The sequence below is a fragment of the Roseibium sp. RKSG952 genome, assembly GCF_009711355.1.
Genome location: NZ_SMMF01000902.1, coordinates 23,745 through 42,499, shown reverse-complemented (window position 1 = coordinate 42,499; position 18,755 = coordinate 23,745). Strand labels below are relative to the sequence as shown.

The window sequence follows — 18,755 nt, the reverse complement described above, 5'->3', positions numbered from 1 at the left end:
AAAGTGCGAAAGATCTTTGACACTACCCATAAAACGGATCAATGACCCGGCCATCCTCTGTGGTGCACCGGTCTGCCCTTAACCGCATCCACCGGTCGTTCACGGGGTATCGGCTCGACAGGATTTTCCAAGGCTTGATCATGATATGCGCCCACCATACGAGTTGTATTGGCCATACTGCCGGGGCCATAGGACAGGAGGCGGTACGATCACCCGCCCGCGTCCGGTAACGCCGTGACAGGTTTCGCGAGTATTGTCATCATGCGATCACCCAGTCCATTTGCATTTGCTGCCGAGAGTGTCTTTGAAACGGCGTCGAAGATGGCGAGGTCCGAATTTGCCAAGGCTGCAAAATCGCGCATTTGCCGGTCCATGGCAGCGACCTTGAAGGGAAGGGCTGTTTCCTCGCCCAAAAGGGCTGTGGTGAACATGGTAAGCAGGGGGCTGTCACAAGCGCCTTTTTTCAGGAGGGCTGCAAGAGCGTCATCAGGGACGCCAACCGCCTGGGTGGAGCGGAAGGTTTCAGCCAACAGGCATCCGAAACCGATGGCAAGTGCATTATAGGCGAGTTTTGAGGCATGCCCGGAGCCTGGCCCTCCCATATGCAGGACATCGCTTGCAAACTGCGCAAGAAGCGTGCGGCGGGCTTGAAAGGTTTGAGGTGTTGCTCCCACCATCAGGAGCAGATTGCCGTTTCGTGCATCGTCCGGTGTGCGGCTGACCGGAGCATCCATCCAGTCTGCGCCTTTCGCAGTGACGAAGGCGGAGAGTTCCTGCGTGAGCGCCGGGGTTGAGGTCGACAGATCGACTATCAGTTGCTTTGGTCTGATCCAGTCGCGCCACCCGGGAGCGCTTTGTGCGACAGCATCTGCGGAGGGCAGGCAAAGGAACAGGCAATCGGTTGCTCCCACCATTTCGGCCAGCGTGTCGAAAGCGTGTGCGCCACGCAAAACGGCCTTGTCGACATTTTGCTGCGCAAAACCATTGAGCACCAGCACCGTATGGCCCGTGTCCAAAAGCCGGTCTGCAATTGCGGAGCCCATCTTGCCAAGGCCCAATAATGCGATTTTTTGGACCGCGCCATTGATCATCTCAACCTCTCCTGTGTATGCGGGGGAACCGGCTTAATGCCCTGCTCCGAGTGCAATTGGGGTGTCCATTATGCATATCAGCGGGAAAGACCGGTTAGAAGCATTCCGGACAAACTCGTGGCCTTACGCATAATTGCAGACCGTATGTTGCCTGCATGGCAGCCGGATTTGGCAAACAGCTGCTTGAAAGGTTCTCCCAAGGCTTGAACGTGATGGCTGGCAGCTACAAATTCGGATGGGGTAGCACCAACTAAACGAGGGCTTTTGAAGTGCGTCCGGCGGGACCTGCCGGGCTGCAATACGGGTCATGAACATGAACGACAATCTGGACCGGGTGTCACGGCTGCACTCCGCCATCGCGCGGCTTGCCGGACTGCCCGGAATTTCCCAAAAACTCACATGTGCGGCTGCTCACGGCATTCTGGCGGCCAGATTCCACGAGTTTGCAGACCTGCGCCCGGGCGCGGAACCGATTGATGCAGCATGGATCGAGGCGGTGTTTCCCGGCAATACCATTTTCGGGGCGCCGTGTGACAATGATCCCTACATACTCTCGTTTTATCCGGATGGTGCTGGACGGATGAAGATCATGGGCCGGAACGCCGAGAACGGGCGCTGGTGGCTGGATCGGCAGCAGAACATCTTGCACTCCCGTTGGGCGCATTCGGCGGCCGGCCGCGACATTGCTGTCCGCTATTATCGCACACCGGACCCCGGTATCTATCTGCACGAGGCGGCAAACCGGCCGCTGCCACAATCCAATTGGCGTATATGTGTGGTCCGGCCCGGGCTTGCCTTGTGAAACGCGGCCAGGCTGGAAACACCCGGTCGAGTGTTGATCTCGGGGCTATTGGGTTCTGTCGGAAATGTAGCATCTATCCGGATTTCTTGCCGCTTTCCGGCAGTTCTCCATGGCGATCCGGTCCGCTTCTGCTTGTGTCTTCTTGTTCCAGGCAGCTCCGCATCCAGCCATTCCGGTGATTGACAGGGCCCGTCCGCGCGCAAAGGCGGAATAGGTTTTTTGTTGGTGCTCGGCACGCCATTCCTTCAACATGTAGGTGCAGCCATAGTGCCTCTCTTTTGTCAGCTCGACATTGCTCAGCGGCGCAGCTCCTTCCGATTGGCAGGACGCAGTTGCAAGACAAATGCCACAGGCCAGAAGATTGCGCAGGGCAGGGCGGCGGAAGACCGGAACAGTCATTCGAAAATCCTGTTTTGAGGGAAGAGCGTCTTTAGGCATATAATCGAACCGTTGGTGGCGCGCTTGCCGCAAGTTCGTTCAGTTGCGAAAATAGAAACAACTTATTGTTTTTGCCAAGGTTTCTTTTCCCCGGATCGTGCAGCAAGCTGGTCGTTTCGAGAGCAGGTTGCAGCCAGACGGCAATGGGATTTGCGCGCAAGCCGCGGGCGGTTCGTCCCGGGGCCCGCTTGATCGTCCGCCCCCCCATTGCCCCGCGGCGCAAGATCCCCTAAAACACGGCCCGAGAAATCTCGAATAATCCCGTCATTTTTGCAAAGACACGCGGAGAAGCGGAGCCCCCATGGCGCGCCAGTTCATCTATCACATGCATGGCCTCTCGAAGGCCTATAACGGCAAGAAGGTCCTCGACAATATCCATCTGTCCTTCTACCCGGACGCCAAGATCGGCATTCTGGGCCCGAACGGGGCGGGTAAGTCGACGCTTTTGAAGATCATGGCCGGTCTCGACAAGGAGTATACCGGGGAAGCCTGGGCAGCCGAAGGCGCCAAGGTCGGTTACCTGCCGCAAGAACCGCAGCTCGACCCGAACAAGACCGTGATGGAAAACGTCATGGAAGGCGTTGCCCACAAGCAGGCCAAGCTCGACCGCTACAACGAGCTGATGATGAACTACTCGGACGAAACCGCCGAGGAAGGGGCCCAGCTTCAGGACGAAATCGACGCGCAGGACCTGTGGAACCTGGAAAGCCAGGTCGAAATGGCGATGGAAGCCCTGCGCTGCCCGCCGTCCGATGCCGATGTCGAAAACCTGTCGGGCGGTGAGCGCCGCCGGGTGGCGCTGTGCAAGCTGCTCCTGTCGGAGCCGGATCTGTTGCTCCTCGACGAACCGACCAACCATCTGGACGCTGAAACCGTGCACTGGCTGGAGCGTCACCTGCGTGAGTTCAAGGGCTCCGTCCTGATCATCACCCACGACCGCTACTTCCTTGACAATGTCACGGGCTGGATTCTGGAGCTCGACCGGGGCCAGGGCATTCCCTACGAGGGCAATTACTCGGTCTATCTGGAGAAAAAGACCAAGCGCATGGAGCAGGAAGGCCGCGAGAACATGGCCCGCTCCAAGGCGATCTCGCGGGAACGCGAATGGATGGGCATGTCGCCGAAAGGCCGCCAGACCAAGTCCAAGGCGCGTATCCGGGCCTATGAAGACCTGCTGGCCATGCAGGAAGAGCGTCAGCCGACCATCGAGCAGATCCTCATTCCGGTGGGCGAGCGTCTGGGCGCCAATGTCATCGAACTCAACGCCGTCTCCAAGGGGTTTGAAGACCGTCTGCTGATCGATGACCTGTCGTTCAAGCTGCCGCGCGGCGGCATTGTCGGCGTGATCGGCCCGAACGGTGCCGGCAAGTCGACCCTGTTCAAGATGCTGACCGGTCAGGAAAAGCCGGACAATGGTGACATCACCATCGGCGACAGCGTGCATCTGGGCTATGTCGACCAGTCCCGCGACAAGCTCGACCCGAACAAGACGGTCTGGGAAGAAATTTCCGACGGCAACGAGATCATCTATCTCGACGGCAAGGAGATCAACTCCCGCGCCTATTGCTCGTCCTTCAACTTCAAGGGCCCGGCTCAGCAAGCCAAGGTGGGCGACCTCTCCGGTGGCCAGCGCAACCGCGTGCATCTCGCCAAGGTCTTGAAGCAGGGCGCCAACGTGTTGCTGCTCGATGAGCCGACCAACGACCTCGACACCGAAACCCTGGCGGCCCTCGAGGATGCGCTTGAAAACTACGCCGGTTGCGCCGTGGTGATCTCGCACGACCGGATGTTCCTCGACCGTCTGGCCACGCACATGCTTGCCTTTGAAGGCGACAGCCATGTGGAGTGGTTCGAAGGCAACTTCGAGGACTACGAGAAGGACAAGGTCCGCCGCCTCGGCGCCCACGCCGCCGATCCGCGCCGGATCAAGTACAAGCCGCTGACACGTTAAGCGGTTCGGTCGATCGAACACGAAACCCCCGGAGCGGTGCTCCGGGGTTTTTTTATTTTTCAGCACCATAAAGTTGATCGCGCAATACCAGGCCTGGTTGACCATGACCCATGAGCCCCTTCCCGCATTCGGATCGGTACAACGTACCGATGCTGACTTGGTCCTCTGGTTCTTCGGCGAAGGCCTGCCCGAAATCCAGCAGAAGAAGGAGAAAGCGCCACTCAAAACCAAAGATGCATAACCCGCCCCGGCGAGCGGCAACCGTCAGGTCAATGCTGTTTAATTGCAGATGGTAATTGTCTAAGGTAATTCATTATTTCTTCAAAAATTTATTATTAATTTGATTGATGCATGACTCATTTACTGAATTGGTTATTTGATCAAAGCATCTATAAATTAATTTTGAAATATTTATTATAAAATTAGTCTTATCAGATTCTTTGTCAAATTCAATTCCGTTGATACTTATTGAAAGAAATTTAGACATTACACTATTTTTGCATTCTAGGAATGTTGAATATTTAACATCTCGACTTACTAAGGCTATTGCAGCATATCTATTATTTTTTGGGTCTATAATATTTATTATGTCACAGTATCTATTCGATTCATTAAGCCTCAGTGGCCGTAAATTTTCTTTTTCTAAAAAATCATTGTAGGATTTATTTGTATTGAAGATCGCTATTTGCTTGTTAACAATTTTATTCGGGGAGTGGGGAAGGCTCTCTAGATATGTGATTAATTCCTGATCACGATCAGGGTAGTTTGTTTTCGACATGTGATAATGAACGTTTCCATCACCAACAGAATAGTAACTTTCATCGGGGATAGTGGAAACTATGTGATCTATATACGAGTTAGAATCATCTTTGAATAAATCTCCCGCCAAACAAGAAGTGGTGGTCAGAAGCATTGCCGTCAATAACGTAATTATTATATTTGTAATGTGCTTAATATAACACTTTTTCATAGATAATTCCCACCAACAGTTTTCATTCCAAAACGCCAGAAGAGCCGTCAGTTTTAAGCGGCCTGTTCTCCATTTATGACATGTACTAGCAGATTCTGGCAGCTGCGTGTGTCCTCCCAATGCCGCTCCGCTTGCATCAGACGTAGGGCCGCTTTACCGCCAGGCAGCGTACCCAATAGGGCCGGTCCGGAACTGGCAGCGAGCGCTCGATGATCGCCATCGCCTTTGCTTCGGAATCTAGGGGACGTATGAGCGGCACGCGCCGACCCGGTTCCGGCTGTGAATTAAACCCCCTTGTCCTCGTGGTCTGCGAAGACGAAATCCCGGAAGGGTCACTTTGGCATGGCGCCGTGATGATGTTGCCTGAGCCAGGGTCCATTTCGCGAAAGTGGCGCATATGGGGTGTTGCCGGAAGGGGGGTAATCCATTCACTTTACAAGGAATCAACCTGCATCACCTGCCGTGTGAAGATAGAACCGGACGGCCTGAAATCTGCGCAAGAGCTGGTTGACTGCAATCGAGGATATGCACATGCCTGTGTGACGGATATTTGCCGGACTGAATCCGGCCTGCGGCTTCCGGAAACGAACTGTATCAACGCTGCGGGGTTCTATGCAGCTGATCTCGAAAAGATGGTGCCTGAATTGGCTGCGTTGAATAGGGACTGAAGCAATACCAACCCGATGCCCAGTCTGCTTTGAGATCTCTTCGTGATGCTTTTTGTTGGCCCGGTGCGTGGTTTGGTCGATCGAACACGAAACCCCGGAGCGTTGCTCCGGGGTTTTTTGTTTTTTGGCTAAGTGGCCGGTTCGATCTCGATGGTCAGGTGGGACAGGTCATGGATATGGGATAGTTTTTCCCGGTATCGGGCGGGCTTTTTCGGCTGGCTTGACCGGATCGATACGATGGCACTGCGGTGGCCCGGGCCGAGTTGCCAGACATGCAGGTCGACGATGCGGTCGTGGTCGGTTTCGATGGCCTTGCGAATTTCTTCCGGCAAGTCCTCTTCGGCCGGCATGTAGTCCAGAAGCACGCCGCCCGTGTCCCGGATCAATCCCCACGACCACTGGGCGATCACAAGGCTGCCGACGATGCCCATCATCGGGTCCATCCAGATCCAGCCATAGAGGCTTGCCAGAACCAGTGCGGCAATCGCCAGAACGGAGGTCAGCGCATCTGCCAGAACATGGATGTAGGCGGCCCTCAGATTTCGGTCTGTTGCGCTCCTGTGGGCATGGTGATGACCGTGACCGTGGTGATGATGGTTCTTGTGATGGTGCCCATGGCCGTGATGGTGGTGGTCGTGATCATCGCGCAGCAGCCATGCGCTTGCGAGATTGACGACGAGGCCCACGACAGCCACGGAAATGGCTTCTGGAAAGCTGATGGTCACCGGGTTGGAGAAACGCTGGATGCTGTCCCAAATGATCAGCAGCGCGATCAGCGCCAAAATCACGGCGCTTGCAAATCCTGCCAGTTCTCCGAATTTGCCCGTGCCGAATGTAAAGCGCGGGTTCCGGGCGTTTTGACGGGCATAACGATAGGCAAGCGCTGCGATCAGCATGGCCGCTGCATGGGTGGACATGTGCCATCCGTCGGCGACGAGGGCCATAGATCCGAATATCGATCCGGCAGTGATCTCGACGACCATCATCGTTGCCGTCAGGGCGATCACCAGCCAGGTGCGGCGCTCGTTGCGGGCGTGACCTTCGCCGAGGAAAACATGGTCATGGGGCGTGGCCAGACGAGCGGAGGTCTCGCTCATTTCATGTAACTCCTGATAACGCCGATCAGTTCCCGTGCTCCGTTGGCACGGTCGCTGTTTTCATCGGTGTCCGGATTGGAAATATGTTCGCGGATGTGATCCTCGATCAGTTCCGCCGTCAGGCCGTTCACGGCCCCGCGGATCGAGGCGACGAGGTTCAAGACCTCGCCGCAGGGCGCTTCGGCCTCCAGCAGTCGATCGACTGCTTCGATCTGCCCCTTCAGGCGATTGACCCTTGCGCGAAGTTTGGTCTTGTTACGTGTTGTGTGTGACATAATATAGGGGGGTACCCTATAAAATTTGCCTGCACAAGAGCCCGATGATTGCGGTTTCGTCACCCTTTTGGACCAGCCAAACAGAATGCGAAGATGGAATCAGGTATTTGCCCGTTTTGGAAGGAGTGCGGTCCGGACACAAACCTGGTGGTGGCGTTTACCGGCGCATGCGTCACCATGGTCAAGAACTCGGCGATCAAAGTCGGACGTGGTGAGCGGTGCGCTGGCGGCTTTTTCACAGTCATTTCGCCAAGCATACCTGCGCCCGGTGGCGCCATGTGGTGTGTGGGTGGTGATCCTCGGGGCTACGCGTGATCAAGATGCGCGATGATATCCTGCGAACTGGTGGTGATGTCGGCGGAAATCTTCTTGAGTTCCTCCGTCAACGCGCCGAACTCGCGGCCATAACTGCCCGCGCGGTCGGCGGAGATCTTGGCGTTGAGCGCGACCATGCGTGATACACGGGACGCTTTCTGGATTTCCTTGAGCGCCTGCATGACCTTCGCCATGTCTTCCGACCGTGCGCTGGCCTGGGCCTGCACCGTGTCTGCGAAATCGGCTTCGAGCGCTTCAACCAATGCCTGAAGGGTAGACAGCAGGGGCCCCAGAACAAAACCGGTCAGAGATGTCAGCCGGTCTTCCGGCCACCGTTCACCCGCTTTCAGGGCAGCCGCGGCCGCATGCGCCTCCTTCAGGAAAGCTTCGATCAGACCGGCCCCAGTCTGCCCGTCCGGGGCGGCCGTGTTCAGAACAAGGTTGATCCGTCCGGAGCGGGCTGACGGCAAGTCCTGGCTGGCGTCGCCATTGAGCAGGATCTCGTATCCGTGGCCAAAGTCGCGGACGGCATGGTCCAGAAAACCGGTCTGCAATTGTCCGGCTGCGTTCTCACCGGCGCTCGAGCGCATCAGCGACAGCACCAGAAGACCGATCCGCTGGGACAGCATCCGTTGGCGGCCGGCAATGTTGATCAGCCGCGCATAGGTGCTTTCCTTGATGAACTGTTCCGCCATGATCACTGCCCGCAAGAGTCGATAGTTGATTATGTTTCTCTTTTTGCGGGTTCAGAAGGGGCAAATTCTAGGCAGGCTGCTCAAACATTGGAGCATCCATGTCAGTTTTTACCAAGTCTTAACGCGTGCGATGGCGGCAACCGGCCTACTTGGTTTTGTCGGCCTGCCTATTGATCCTCGACGGACCAGCGCCGTTCGGCAGGCGGGGTGGCATCGCAATTGACCAGCTCCAACGCTCTCGATTCATAAGGGCCTGCGGCATAGGTGTCGCCCGGGCTGCCGAGGCAAAGATATTTGATCTCGAACGGATGGATCGCCTCGGATGCAGGCTCATAGGCGAAGGATTGCAGCGGGTCGTCGGAGCAGGGCTGAAGACCAAGCTTCACCCCTGGTGCAGGTTCGTCCAGAAGCTGGGCGCACATGTTGTCGAAGGCTGCGGAGATGATATGCCCGGTGACCGGATCGTAGCGGAATTGAACGTCGCCTCCCTGAGGCTTGCAGGAATGGGCATGCAGGCGGTCGGACATGCCACGCCCGACTGTATCGATGCAAAAGCCCAAATTGTCCTTTTCGCCGAGATTGTCCGACAGATAGATCACAGGAGGGGGCGTCTGAAGGTTCGGTGCTGCGGCCAGGGCCGGGGTCAGGCTGGTCAGAACAAGGCAGATGGAAGAAACGGCTAGATGGGAGTGCGGCATCCTGAAGGTCCTATCTTTGGAATCTCCGGTCAGCCTATGGTCAACGCGACCTTGCGGCAATACCGGTGTGGCTGGCATTCGCCACTGCACCGGAACCATTGACTTTTTGAAGGCATTTTCTTGCGAAAAGCGCAAATGTATCTCAATCGGCGGTCCTTATATGTACAAGGGACGAAATGACTTCAGGGTTCCTGGAGGTTTCGCATCCAGTCCTGATTGGAGATGGCCTGATGGGCAAGCAGTTCCCGGAGCTGACCGAAGCGCATATTCGATTTGTCGAAAAGCAGCACATCTTTTTCACCGCAACCGCCGCGCCAACCGGCCGGGTCAACGTGTCGCCCCGGCCAACAAACGCATTCAGGGTGCTTCAGCCGAATCGCGCCGTCTATCTCGACCAGACCGGCAGCAGCAATGAAGTGGCCGCCCATTTGCGTTTGTCGGATCGCATGACGATCATGTTTTGCGCCTTTGAAGGCACGCCCATGATCGTACGGCTTTACGGCAAGGCCCGCATTATTCCGCGCGGCGTGCCGGAGTATCAGGACCTGCTGCAAGACCGCTTTGCCAATACGGAACCGGCGGGCGCGCGGCAGATGGTGTCTCTTGAGGTTGATCTGGTGCAGAACTCCTGCGGCATGGGGGTACCACTTTACGATTATCGCAAGGACCGGTCGAACCTGACCGCGCATTGGGCGAAAAAGACACCGGAAGAACTGGAAACCTATCAGCGTGAAAAGAACCGGTTCAGCATCGACGGCTTTGCAACCGGCTTGTTTGAAGACACGGACGTGTCTTAATACCAACCGTTCCTGCGCTGTACCCCGTGATCCAACATGGGGTCAGGTCAGGGCCGGGATCCGCATTTCGGCCTTTGCCAGCGGCCAGTGGCAGGTTGTGCTTCCATGGCACCCATCGCAAGGTCTGTCATCCGGACCCGGATGTTCATATAGTCGTGTTCGCGACCTGTTTGCACATGAAGTCCTTTGCCGCCTGGGAGACTGTTTCTGCTCCGGTTCCTGATTGTTCTGTGGTTGGTCTATGCCGTGTGCGTGTTGGGGGCGCTTGGGGCTCCTCTCGCCTGGCCTTTGGATCTGCTGGCTCATTTTCACACTCAGCTCGCGATTGCGGGGCTGATTTTCCTGTTCGCGTTTTTGTTGGCGCGAGCCTGGCGGCTTGGACTGATGGCTCTGGTTCTTGCCGTGCTTTCGATTGGTCATGTCCTTGTATTCTCAGACCGGGCAAGCGTCAGGGCAGTGGGATCCGAACACAGTCAACGGCAGTTCAAGGCCGCCGCGGCGAATCTTTTCGGGAAGCTGAGCGCTTTGAAGGCGGTATCCGAACAGCATGAGAACGGGTGGCTGGACCTTGCCGTTTTGACCGAGCTGCCATCGCCAATTCCGGAATTGCAGGCGTATTTTCCGGATCTGCCACATGTTGCCGGTCTGCCGGACCGCGCGACCAAGGGGCGTCCGAGCGCGATTGTCCTGTCACGGTTTCCTCCGCATGACATTCGGATTGTGCCGGTGGGCCGTAATCCGGCTGCCATCGTGCGAGCGCGTTATTGTCCGGACAGCACCACAACCTGCGTAACAGTGTTCGCCCTGCATACCCCGCCGCCCATCACAAGAGGCTTTTTTGAGCGCCAACGGGCTATCTTCCATACGCTGACGAGACAGGTTTTTGAGACCGAAGGGCCTGTTCTGGTGGCCGGGGACCTGAATGCCGTGTCCTGGTCACCCGGCCTGCGCAGCCTTGCAAGTGGAACGGGGCTGAAAAAGGTGCCATGCGGCGGGCTCGCCCGCCCGACATGGCTGTCGTCTTTCTGGGGCGCGGGCCTGGAACTGGATCATTTTTTTGTGCGCGGCGGCGCGACTCCGTTAAGCTGCCATCTCGGGCCGTCCGCCGGGTCCGATCACTGGCCGATCATCGGGACATTTGCATTGATGCGCGTTCAGTCCGAAAACGGGAAGAAATGGAAAGCACACCGGTAATTTTCTGTTTCGCCGACCCACTGCCCGAGGCAACACCGTGACCTTTGCCAATTTGCATGAATTGCCGTTTGCCGTGATGAGCGGGCCGCGTGTCCGGAAACTCTGGAACCGTTTTGCCGAGCTTGATCCGGGCGGGATCAGGCTGGTCCGGGGCATCAAGCTGGTCGTCACGATGATGTTGGCCGGGCTCGTAGGCACGATCATTCAGCATGTCCTGCCTTACCGCGATCTGCCGGACTTTGGCGCCAGCACCGGCATTATCGCGATGATCTTGCAGATCTTCACATTGCCGGCTCCCAGACTGACAGAGCAACGCCAATTGTGGTTTAACGGCATTGTGTTCACCGGAGTTTTGTCGCTGATCATTCCATTGAGTTTTCTGCTCCCCGGAGAGCGGGATATCCTCTTGCAGGCCCTTTGGGTGTTTGTCATTGCCTTCGGGTTTTATTTGCGCCGGTACGGACCGTTCTATGAACGTCTGGGCATCCAGATTGCGCTGGCGTGGCTGATCATCGTCAGTTTTCATCCGACCTTTGCGCAAGCGGTCTGGTTCCCGCTGGCGGGCGGAGCGGCGATTGCAACCGTATCGCTTGTCTGGATGGTGTTTCCACGGCCGTCTCCCAAAAATGTGTTGCAGGCTGTCGAACGGGCCTATGGGAGAGAGCTTGCGGACAACCTGATCCAGATCGCGCGCGGGCGTGTGTTCACTCCGCCGGAGCAGCTGGATGTCCGTTCCCTGCTGATGTCCAAACGGCTGAAACTCGGACTTGCAGTGGAGTCGGCGGCAAAGACGGGAGAGATCGTACCGCCTGAGCCCTCTCTTATTCTTGCAAGGGCAACAAAGCGTATGCTCGCTTTGCTGGTTGTGATGGATGCGCTTGAAAAAATTTCGGCCCCCTTGCGCCCGACAGTTGTGTCATCACACCTTTTTCAGGCTACCCTTCGGGACGTTGTTGCAGTCACCCGAGGCGGCAAGGCTTCCGAGGCCGTGTCAGAGATCCGGCTGCAGGATTGGCTGGCGATCGGGCGGGCGGGATCGAAAGACGACCGCTACCGGCTCATCAGGCTGTACAAGTCCCTGACAGCCTTGTTGCGCCTGTCGGATCCAAACAACCTTGCGGAGAGCGCCCGGCGGGATATGGACACTCTTCCGGCAACCAAACCGGCGCCGGTTCCCGCTCTGCGTTTGGCGTTGCAGGGCGGGATTGCAGCCGCCATTGCCGTTTTCATCGCGCATGTTTTTGGCCTGCACCACGCGTTCTGGGTTCCCATGACTGTCATCTTCGTCCTGTCCAACAGTCTCGGGCAGACCTTGCGCAGATCCATCGAAAGGGTCCTGGGAACCGTCATTGGCGTTGTGGTTGCCTTTGGTGCATTTGCGATTTGGAAAGAAGCACCTTTGGTTCTCGGTGTGATTTCCCTTGTGTGCTTCAGCCTTGTGTTCGTGGCGACCGACCGGCACTATGTGGCCGGGAGTGCGGTGGTCGCATTTTCCGTCGTTCTTGGCCTGCATCTGTTAACGGGTATCGGCGTGGCAGACATGTTGGCCAGAGCCTACGACACCGCAATCGGGGCGATTGCGGGGGCGTTGATTGCGTTTGTCGTTTTTCCGATCAAGACCGACATACGCATTCGCGGGTGTCTTGTAGACATCCTCGACGAGGCGCGCCGCCTGATGACTGAGGAAGCTTCACGAAATGCTGTTTCGGTGAAAGAAGGGCGCTTGCTGGTCCTGCAGGTCAACCAGTTTGCAGCACAACTCGCCGCTTTTCGGGATGAACAGGTAATCCTGACGGCCTCGGCGCTGAGAAGCCGCGAGTTTTTGTCCTATCTGGAAATGCTGGCCGATTATACAGCACTGTTTTGTCTTGCACGTTACAACTTTCTGCAAGACAAAAGCATGCAGGAATGGGTTCCGTTGATCGTGGAGCTGGAAAGCCTGCTCGTCCAGAGTTTCGACGCGCTGGAGACGCATGAAACCATCCCGGATCTCACACAGACTGCTGCAAAATGGCGTGCCATGCTTCCGTTGGATGACGATACCGAGGCCGCAAGCCTGATCGATCTGGTCAACCAGATGTATTATGCCCGGAAGATAGTTTCGACTGTTCAAGCCTTGTCCGAGGACCCGGTGTTCCGGTTCATTCTACGTTGAGCCAACGATGGTGATTTGATCATCCTGATCAGTATGTTATCAAATTACATCAAGAAACATGACCGAATTCTTGCGCAGTCTTAACCTGAATTTTCGGTAAAATTGTAAACGGGTCATTGTTGTTCCGTAGCGTAATATCCATCTCTGGCGCGGCCCCAGTGCCGACAGGTCCCAAGCCGGACCGCTTCCCCATTGAAGACCATCGGTACGGGCCAAAAAATACCGATGGAGTATTTCAATCATGAAAAAAATAGCAGTGATATGCATGGCGGCGGTGCTTGGTCTCGCGCCGGTTGTGGCCAATGCGCAAGCTGTCCCGGCAGCGCCCACGGGTGCGGATGGGACACCGGCGCCATCATATGATTACGTTCAACAGGCCTCCGGAATGACGTTCGACGGCAACTCGACCCTGACACTCACTGGGGCTGCACCGAATGTCTCGTATTTTTCCAACCGGCCATACCGTGTCAGCGGAAAGGTGAATGAAGCGGATTTCGTGAAAATGTGGCAAGCGCCCGCAGGGTTCAAGAATGATCCGCCGAATGCGGCTCTCAGTGTTCCCGGCAATTCCGGTCAGTCGCCTGCAGTGCTGGAACTTTTGTCGTCCAAGGTTGACGGCTCGAATGTTGTCTACAAGGTGAAGGTTGTGGACGGAAACGTTCCGTCAAGTGCCAAGAACGTGTCGATGTTCGTTGATCAGGGTTTCCAACCCGTTCCTACCCACATTATTCGTCAGGGCCCCCCACCTCACGGTCCTGGCCGGGGCCCGGGCCCGGGTCCGAATGCAGGTGCGGCCGTCGCAGCCGGAATTGCCGGTTTGGCAACCGGGGCGATTATCGCGAGCGCCGCAAATCCGGCCCCCGCTCCGGCGCCGGTTTACACCTACTCCACACCGGTCCAGCAGGGATGCTATCTCAATTCCACGCATACGGCTGTGGTTTGCCCCGTCCGCTAGGGCAAAGCTCCCTGGGTGCCGGCAGGCACCCGGGGGCATCACGACAGGCGCTGGTTAGGGAAGCCAGCTTCCTCGGTCTGTTTACGACAGGCAGCCGGAAAACCCCAATTGTGCTCCGCCATTGACCGAAAACGTTCCGTTCCGGGACGCAGCGCCTTGCGCCGAGACCTGAACACGTCCGCCGGCAATCTCCGAACCTGCCACACGGGTTTGCCCCAAGGCGCTGTCGGGCAACGTGTCATCGACGTCTATTGTGAATTCCAAAGGCTGATCGGGCAAAAGATCAAGCAGCGTTATTTCAAGCGCGTGACCGCCATCCTGTGGCGCCCGGATTGTTTCGATCATCTCCGCCCCTCGAGTCAATTCAAAGGGTTGGAACACCTCCACACCGGCGCCTGATGCTTCCGTATCGAAAATGAGATTTCCCGCAGATTCGGACAGATCGATCGACAGAGTAATCGGGCCGGTCGGGCAAGTGGATGTATTCAGAACAACAAACCGGTCTTTTGGTGCGCTTTCGATAAATCCGATCGAAATGCCTGCAGTTGCGGGCGTGGCGCCCAAGACGATTGAAACAAGGGTTGACGTCAGCGTCAGGGATTGTCGCATCATTTTTCCTCCGATACTCATTCCGTTACGCAAGTTCGATGATGACGGACCAAAAACGGCGCAGCTTGCCGTCGTTCTGATGCAATGGATTGTCTAACTTGTGCCTCGGGTCTGGGAGGCTGCTGTCCCCGCGTTGCGGGCGGCGGCTGGACATGACTGACAAGGATGCGTGTTCAGGCATCAAGATGGGAGTGAGAGGATCATGAAAAGTCTTACGGTACTTTGCATTGCAGCAGGGGTTGGCTTTTTGCCGTCTCTGGCTGCGGCGCAGGAAACGGTTCCGGCCAACGCCAATCCGACACCGCCACCGACCTATGACTATGTGCAGCAGGCAGCAGGCATGACCTATGACGGCCAGTCGAGCATGACCCTGACCGGTGCCGCTCCGACGATCCTGTATTTCAGTGACCGGCCCTATCGGGTTGCCGGCCAGCTTAGCAAGGAAGCGTTTGCCGACTTCTGGACGGCGCCGGAAGGCTTCGGCGATCAGCCGCCAAATGCCGTTGTCAGCATTCTGGGCCAGACCGACAAGGCTCCGGCTTTCATCGAACTCATGTCGTCAAAAGTGGACGGCGAAAATGTAAGCTACACTATGCGGGTCTTGCGCGGAGAGCTTCCAGCTTCTGCACAAAATATTGCGCTTTTTATAGATCAGGGACCGGGCCCTTCAGGCGGGCATGGCGGCGGGGGTGAAAGCCGTGGAGGGGCCGAGAGCCATCACCATGGCGGGCATCCGCATAACCAGCCCGTCCATCACGCGCATCCCTATCCGCACACGCATGCCGCCCCCTATTATCACCACCAAGGATATCACGGTTTCTGGCCCTATGGTCCATATTGCGCCCATGCACCCCAGGATCCGCAGTGCCGGGCATGGCATCAGCCGTACCACCCCTATCACCCCTACAACCCGTACTACCCGAGATATTACTACCCGGGGGCTGCCTATGCGGCAGGGGTGGCAACAGGGGCGGCGGTCGCGCACTCGGCTCAGCCGACCTATTATTACTACCCGCTCCCGAATGGCCCGTTGCCGCAGAATTGCTACGTCAATTCCACGCACACCCAAATGGTCTGTACGGTTCCCCTGAACTGACTTGTTCTTGGCACGGGCGGACCGTTCCGTCCGTGCCTTCCAATCATGCCGGGGGTGTATCCGGCCGGTTGGTCCGGCAGCATTCAGGGGGGCTGGGTCCGTTTGAATTCATCACCGGACCATGGGGTCTTGATCAAATGCTTTGATTTGTTCCGGCGTGCTGGTGGGGCTAGTGTGCGGCCGCACCCGAAAGGACAAGGCATGACCGCAGATCTCTTTGGCGAAGACCAGATTTCGCCGCTCCATCACACGCCGGCACGCAAACTGAAAGCCGATGTCAGTGCTGTTATGCAAACGCCGCAGGCAGACGATTTTCAGACCCGAAAGGTTTCCGGGCTCACCCTGACGCTTGAAGGCATTCCGGGAGACCGCCATGGCGGCTATACCCGATGTTCCGGCGGGCGTGAGCCTTATTACCCGCGCGGCACGGAGATGTGCAATGAGCGGCAGGTGTCGATCCTGTCGGAAGAAGAGCTTCGGAGCATCGCACGCAGGATGGATGTCCGGGCTGTCGAGGCGGAGTGGATCGGCGGCAACATCCTGGTCAAGGGCCTTGCCAACCTGTCCCTGATCCCGCCACGCACCCGTCTTGTATTTGAAGGCGGAGCGGTGATCCGGGTCGATGGCGACAATCGGCCCTGCCGGTATGCGGGAAAGGCGATTGCAGCGAACTATCCGGATCGCGACGGGCTGGACCTGTTGTTCCCCAAGGTGGCCCAACGCCTGCGCGGGCTTGTCGGCTTTGTTGAAAAGCCCGGGACCATCCGCGCCGGGGAAAGCGTGACAGCGCATGTTCCCGAACAGTGGATTTATCAGCCCGGTTAAACCGCCGCTTCACAACAGAGGCTGAGTTATTGAGCGGGAGCACCGGCGGGAAGGGTTTCGAACAGCAGACCCTTGGCGGTGCGATCTGCAAAACCGGTCCAGTAGCTGTGATCGGGCGTCGGCAATCCGCCGTCGTCCAGAGCATGGACACCCATTTCGGCTTCCGGGACAAGGTTCAGATAAGCGGCCTTCTGGGTGTCGCCCTTTACATGCAGGTCCAGAAAGGCTGCTGCAAAGTGTTGCAGGATATTGTTCATGCGCACCGTATCCCAGACTGCATCCGCATAGTGTTCATACGGGTACCAGCCGAGTGTTTCGCTGAATGCAAATGCCTCGGCCGGGGCTGGAAGCGGGGCGGCCGCATTGTGATTGGCGCTCAGGAAGGTCAGCAAATGCCGGTCGGTGCCGGTTGCCTCCTGCCAGAGCTTGCGGACGCCGTTTTCGTATCCGGAGATGTCATCCTCGCTCCCGGCGACGAACAGGGTCGGAATGCGCAGGCCGGCCATGCCTTTGGCGTCCCAGAAATCCCGTTCCCGGCCCCATGGACCAATGGCAATGATCGCGGCAAGACGCGGGTCGATCAGGGATTCGTGGGTCTTCGATCCGGCGGTATGCCGGGCAAGGGTCCGGTTCGGAGCGCCCCATTCATAGCCGACCGATTTTTCCGTCACCCCGGCGCCACCTGCGATCAGAGCGCCATAACCGCCCATGGAATATCCGACCAGCCCTGTTTTCGAGGTATCGATCAGGCCGGACAGCGGGCCGCCCGGCATATCGGTCAGGCGCTGCATCTCGTCGAGGACAAAAAGCTGATCCAGCGGGCGGTTGACCAGCGTCGAGCCGAAAGCGGCCTTGTCCCGATAGGTGGAATCCGTGTGATCAATGGAGGCCGCTACATAACCCCTTGAGGCCAGTGATTCGGCAAGATGGCTCATCAGGAACCGGTTGCCCGGATATCCGTGCGAAATCAGGACCAAAGGGTAAGGGGCGCTTTCGCTCTGAGGCGCGGCATCCAGGGTCGATGTTCCAAGAAGCGTGACCGGTGTTTTGCCATCGCGCAGATAGGTCTTGATCGGGTCGGGTGCTGTTTTGGCGGCCGCGGGGTAGAACACCTCGACCGTGAGCGGCCGGTCGTAGCGGGGCAGTGGGGCGGTTTCGCCGGTATTCAGAATGTCGATCTGGTCCGGATTTGTAAGGCTGAGGGTCAACCGCCCGACAGGGTGCGGGCCACGGTGCGCCAGGTCCGGCGCATCGGGCCGTATTTGATCGATTCGATTGCCGGACGTCATTTGCGCTTTCACGACCAGGGGGGCGTCAGGGGCAATCAGCCAGATGCGGTTCTCGCCCAGAGCTGACTGGCCAAAGGCCAAACCGCCCCACACACATGCCAGCAGGAAGGGACCCAAACCTTTAAAAATCGCCATGACACAAAAGCCTGCGGTAGAAGTAGAAAGAGATATCGTTAAAGTTGCTGCAGCCTATCCGGTCAATATGCTTCTGGCTATCGTCAATCGGGAAAAATGCCGGCGTCTGTTTCATCGATCTGGCGGTTGCAGCCCCACTCCCGCAAAAGTTCGTTCATGTCGTCGACCACAAAAAACCGGGCAGCATGGCGGTCGTAGCCTTCGCCCAGGAGCAGATCATAATCCGTGTGCAAGTGCCGGATATGGGACGAGAGCGCTTGCCATAGCGCGATCGAGGGCGGCAGGTGCCGGAGGTGTCCGGCGAGTGCGATCGTCAAAATGTCTTCGGCATCGGCAAGCGGGACGCGCGGTACCAAAGCGCGCAAGGCCTTGCGCATCTCCTTCTGCCGTTTTGTGCCGCCTGCCATAAGAGCTCCGGGAATATGTCGATTTCCATTGAATATATGGCACTAGAGCTTCTGTACCAGCCAATCAACATAGCGCCGCGAACGTCTGGCTCCCGCCGGGCTTCGCTTGGATCGGCGGTAACATCATTCAGCAAGTCATCCGGAATGAGGTCCAGCGGCTCCATTCTCGCCTGTTTGGCTGAAAAGTCATAAGACACGCGTGTCTTGGGACGGGACTGCGGTCTCACACGCGCCGATGTGATAAACTGGACCTGATTGGCCGATGATGCCGCAGCTAGCGGTGCAGAATTGAC

Annotated in this window: 20 protein-coding genes; 10 read left to right on the top strand and 10 right to left on the bottom strand. The window is 57.3% G+C overall.

All coding sequences use genetic code 11. The annotated features are described in order from the left end of the window. Nucleotides 1–209: 209 nt before the first annotated feature. Complete coding sequence (locus E1297_RS16950) at nucleotides 210–1,091, bottom strand: NAD(P)-dependent oxidoreductase (protein ID WP_155140309.1); 882 nt, start codon at nucleotides 1,089–1,091, stop codon at nucleotides 210–212. A 313-nt stretch (nucleotides 1,092–1,404) separates the two neighbouring features. Between E1297_RS16950 and E1297_RS16945 the strand changes: the two genes are divergently transcribed. After that, the gene (locus E1297_RS16945) at nucleotides 1,405–1,893 is read left to right on the top strand and encodes a hypothetical protein (RefSeq protein WP_155140308.1); all 489 of its coding nucleotides are present in this window, start codon (nucleotides 1,405–1,407) and stop codon (nucleotides 1,891–1,893) included. Between the two features lie 45 nt (nucleotides 1,894–1,938). Here E1297_RS16945 and E1297_RS16940 read toward each other — a convergent pair whose 3' ends face one another. Continuing rightward, nucleotides 1,939–2,292, bottom strand: a complete 354-nt coding sequence (locus E1297_RS16940; RefSeq protein ID WP_155140306.1) for a hypothetical protein — start codon at nucleotides 2,290–2,292, stop codon at nucleotides 1,939–1,941. Between the two features lie 340 nt (nucleotides 2,293–2,632). On the opposite strand from E1297_RS16940, the gene ettA reads away from it, so the two are divergent. After that, a complete protein-coding gene (gene ettA, locus E1297_RS16935; RefSeq protein ID WP_155140304.1) occupies nucleotides 2,633–4,282 on the top strand; it encodes an energy-dependent translational throttle protein EttA in 1,650 nt (549 codons plus the stop codon). A 313-nt stretch (nucleotides 4,283–4,595) separates the two neighbouring features. On the opposite strand, the gene E1297_RS16925 is transcribed toward ettA, so the two are convergent. Beyond that, complete coding sequence (locus E1297_RS16925; protein ID WP_155140299.1) at nucleotides 4,596–5,372, bottom strand: hypothetical protein; 777 nt, start codon at nucleotides 5,370–5,372, stop codon at nucleotides 4,596–4,598. Nucleotides 5,373–5,461: 89 nt separating this feature from the next. Between E1297_RS16925 and E1297_RS51305 the strand changes: the two genes are divergently transcribed. After that, nucleotides 5,462–5,920, top strand: a complete 459-nt coding sequence (locus tag E1297_RS51305) for an ATP-grasp domain-containing protein (RefSeq protein ID WP_155140297.1) — start codon at nucleotides 5,462–5,464, stop codon at nucleotides 5,918–5,920. Nucleotides 5,921–6,048: 128 nt separating this feature from the next. Here E1297_RS51305 and dmeF read toward each other — a convergent pair whose 3' ends face one another. Together dmeF and E1297_RS16910 are read right to left on the bottom strand one after the other, a co-directional pair. Beyond that, complete coding sequence (gene dmeF / locus E1297_RS16915; protein ID WP_155140295.1) at nucleotides 6,049–7,017, bottom strand: CDF family Co(II)/Ni(II) efflux transporter DmeF; 969 nt, start codon at nucleotides 7,015–7,017, stop codon at nucleotides 6,049–6,051. Beyond that, nucleotides 7,014–7,292, bottom strand: a complete 279-nt coding sequence (locus E1297_RS16910) for a metal/formaldehyde-sensitive transcriptional repressor (RefSeq protein ID WP_155140293.1) — start codon at nucleotides 7,290–7,292, stop codon at nucleotides 7,014–7,016. Before E1297_RS16910 ends, dmeF begins: the two co-directional genes overlap by 4 nt. Nucleotides 7,293–7,385: 93 nt before the next feature. Between E1297_RS16910 and E1297_RS16905 the strand changes: the two genes are divergently transcribed. Next, nucleotides 7,386–7,607 carry a hypothetical protein gene (locus tag E1297_RS16905; protein WP_155140291.1) on the top strand — a complete coding sequence of 74 codons (222 nt, stop codon included), beginning with the start codon at nucleotides 7,386–7,388 and terminating at the stop codon, nucleotides 7,605–7,607. On the opposite strand, the gene E1297_RS16900 is transcribed toward E1297_RS16905, so the two are convergent. After that, complete coding sequence (locus tag E1297_RS16900; protein ID WP_155140289.1) at nucleotides 7,598–8,302, bottom strand: type IV pili methyl-accepting chemotaxis transducer N-terminal domain-containing protein; 705 nt, start codon at nucleotides 8,300–8,302, stop codon at nucleotides 7,598–7,600. The genes E1297_RS16905 and E1297_RS16900 overlap by 10 nt on opposite strands. 167 nt (nucleotides 8,303–8,469) lie before the next feature. Further along, nucleotides 8,470–9,000, bottom strand: a complete 531-nt coding sequence (locus tag E1297_RS16895) for an RICIN domain-containing protein (protein WP_155140287.1) — start codon at nucleotides 8,998–9,000, stop codon at nucleotides 8,470–8,472. Nucleotides 9,001–9,176: 176 nt separating this feature from the next. Here E1297_RS16895 and E1297_RS16890 point away from each other — a divergent pair, with 176 nt between their 5' ends. From E1297_RS16890 to E1297_RS50325, 4 genes are all read left to right on the top strand, one after another. Beyond that, a complete protein-coding gene (locus tag E1297_RS16890; RefSeq protein ID WP_244327791.1) occupies nucleotides 9,177–9,797 on the top strand; it encodes a pyridoxamine 5'-phosphate oxidase family protein in 621 nt (206 codons plus the stop codon). Between the two features lie 186 nt (nucleotides 9,798–9,983). Next, nucleotides 9,984–10,991 (top strand): endonuclease/exonuclease/phosphatase family protein, encoded by a 1,008-nt coding sequence (locus tag E1297_RS16885; RefSeq protein ID WP_155140285.1) that lies wholly within the window; start codon nucleotides 9,984–9,986, stop codon nucleotides 10,989–10,991. A gap of 37 nt (nucleotides 10,992–11,028) precedes the next feature. Further along, entirely contained in the window at nucleotides 11,029–13,146 is a 2,118-nt protein-coding gene (locus tag E1297_RS51300) for an FUSC family protein (RefSeq protein ID WP_155140283.1), read from the top strand. Between the two features lie 241 nt (nucleotides 13,147–13,387). Beyond that, nucleotides 13,388–14,101: a hypothetical protein gene (locus tag E1297_RS50325; RefSeq protein WP_244327790.1), complete on the top strand. Its 714-nt coding sequence runs from the start codon at nucleotides 13,388–13,390 to the stop codon at nucleotides 14,099–14,101. Between the two features lie 81 nt (nucleotides 14,102–14,182). Here the strand turns inward: E1297_RS50325 and E1297_RS16870 are convergent, their stop codons facing one another. Next, nucleotides 14,183–14,713 (bottom strand): aggregation factor core, encoded by a 531-nt coding sequence (locus E1297_RS16870; protein ID WP_155140281.1) that lies wholly within the window; start codon nucleotides 14,711–14,713, stop codon nucleotides 14,183–14,185. Between the two features lie 199 nt (nucleotides 14,714–14,912). Here E1297_RS16870 and E1297_RS16865 point away from each other — a divergent pair, with 199 nt between their 5' ends. Both E1297_RS16865 and E1297_RS16860 read left to right on the top strand, forming a co-directional pair. Then, the gene (locus E1297_RS16865; RefSeq protein WP_155140280.1) at nucleotides 14,913–15,806 is read left to right on the top strand and encodes a hypothetical protein; all 894 of its coding nucleotides are present in this window, start codon (nucleotides 14,913–14,915) and stop codon (nucleotides 15,804–15,806) included. A 201-nt stretch (nucleotides 15,807–16,007) separates the two neighbouring features. Then, nucleotides 16,008–16,631, top strand: coding sequence for an MOSC domain-containing protein (locus tag E1297_RS16860; protein ID WP_155140277.1), 624 nt, complete (start codon nucleotides 16,008–16,010; stop codon nucleotides 16,629–16,631). Between the two features lie 26 nt (nucleotides 16,632–16,657). Here E1297_RS16860 and E1297_RS16855 read toward each other — a convergent pair whose 3' ends face one another. Together E1297_RS16855 and E1297_RS16850 are read right to left on the bottom strand one after the other, a co-directional pair. Beyond that, complete coding sequence (locus tag E1297_RS16855; protein ID WP_209015825.1) at nucleotides 16,658–18,055, bottom strand: dienelactone hydrolase; 1,398 nt, start codon at nucleotides 18,053–18,055, stop codon at nucleotides 16,658–16,660. A gap of 83 nt (nucleotides 18,056–18,138) precedes the next feature. Further along, nucleotides 18,139–18,462, bottom strand: coding sequence for a DUF2293 domain-containing protein (locus E1297_RS16850; RefSeq protein WP_155140275.1), 324 nt, complete (start codon nucleotides 18,460–18,462; stop codon nucleotides 18,139–18,141). Nucleotides 18,463–18,755 lie beyond the last annotated feature (293 nt).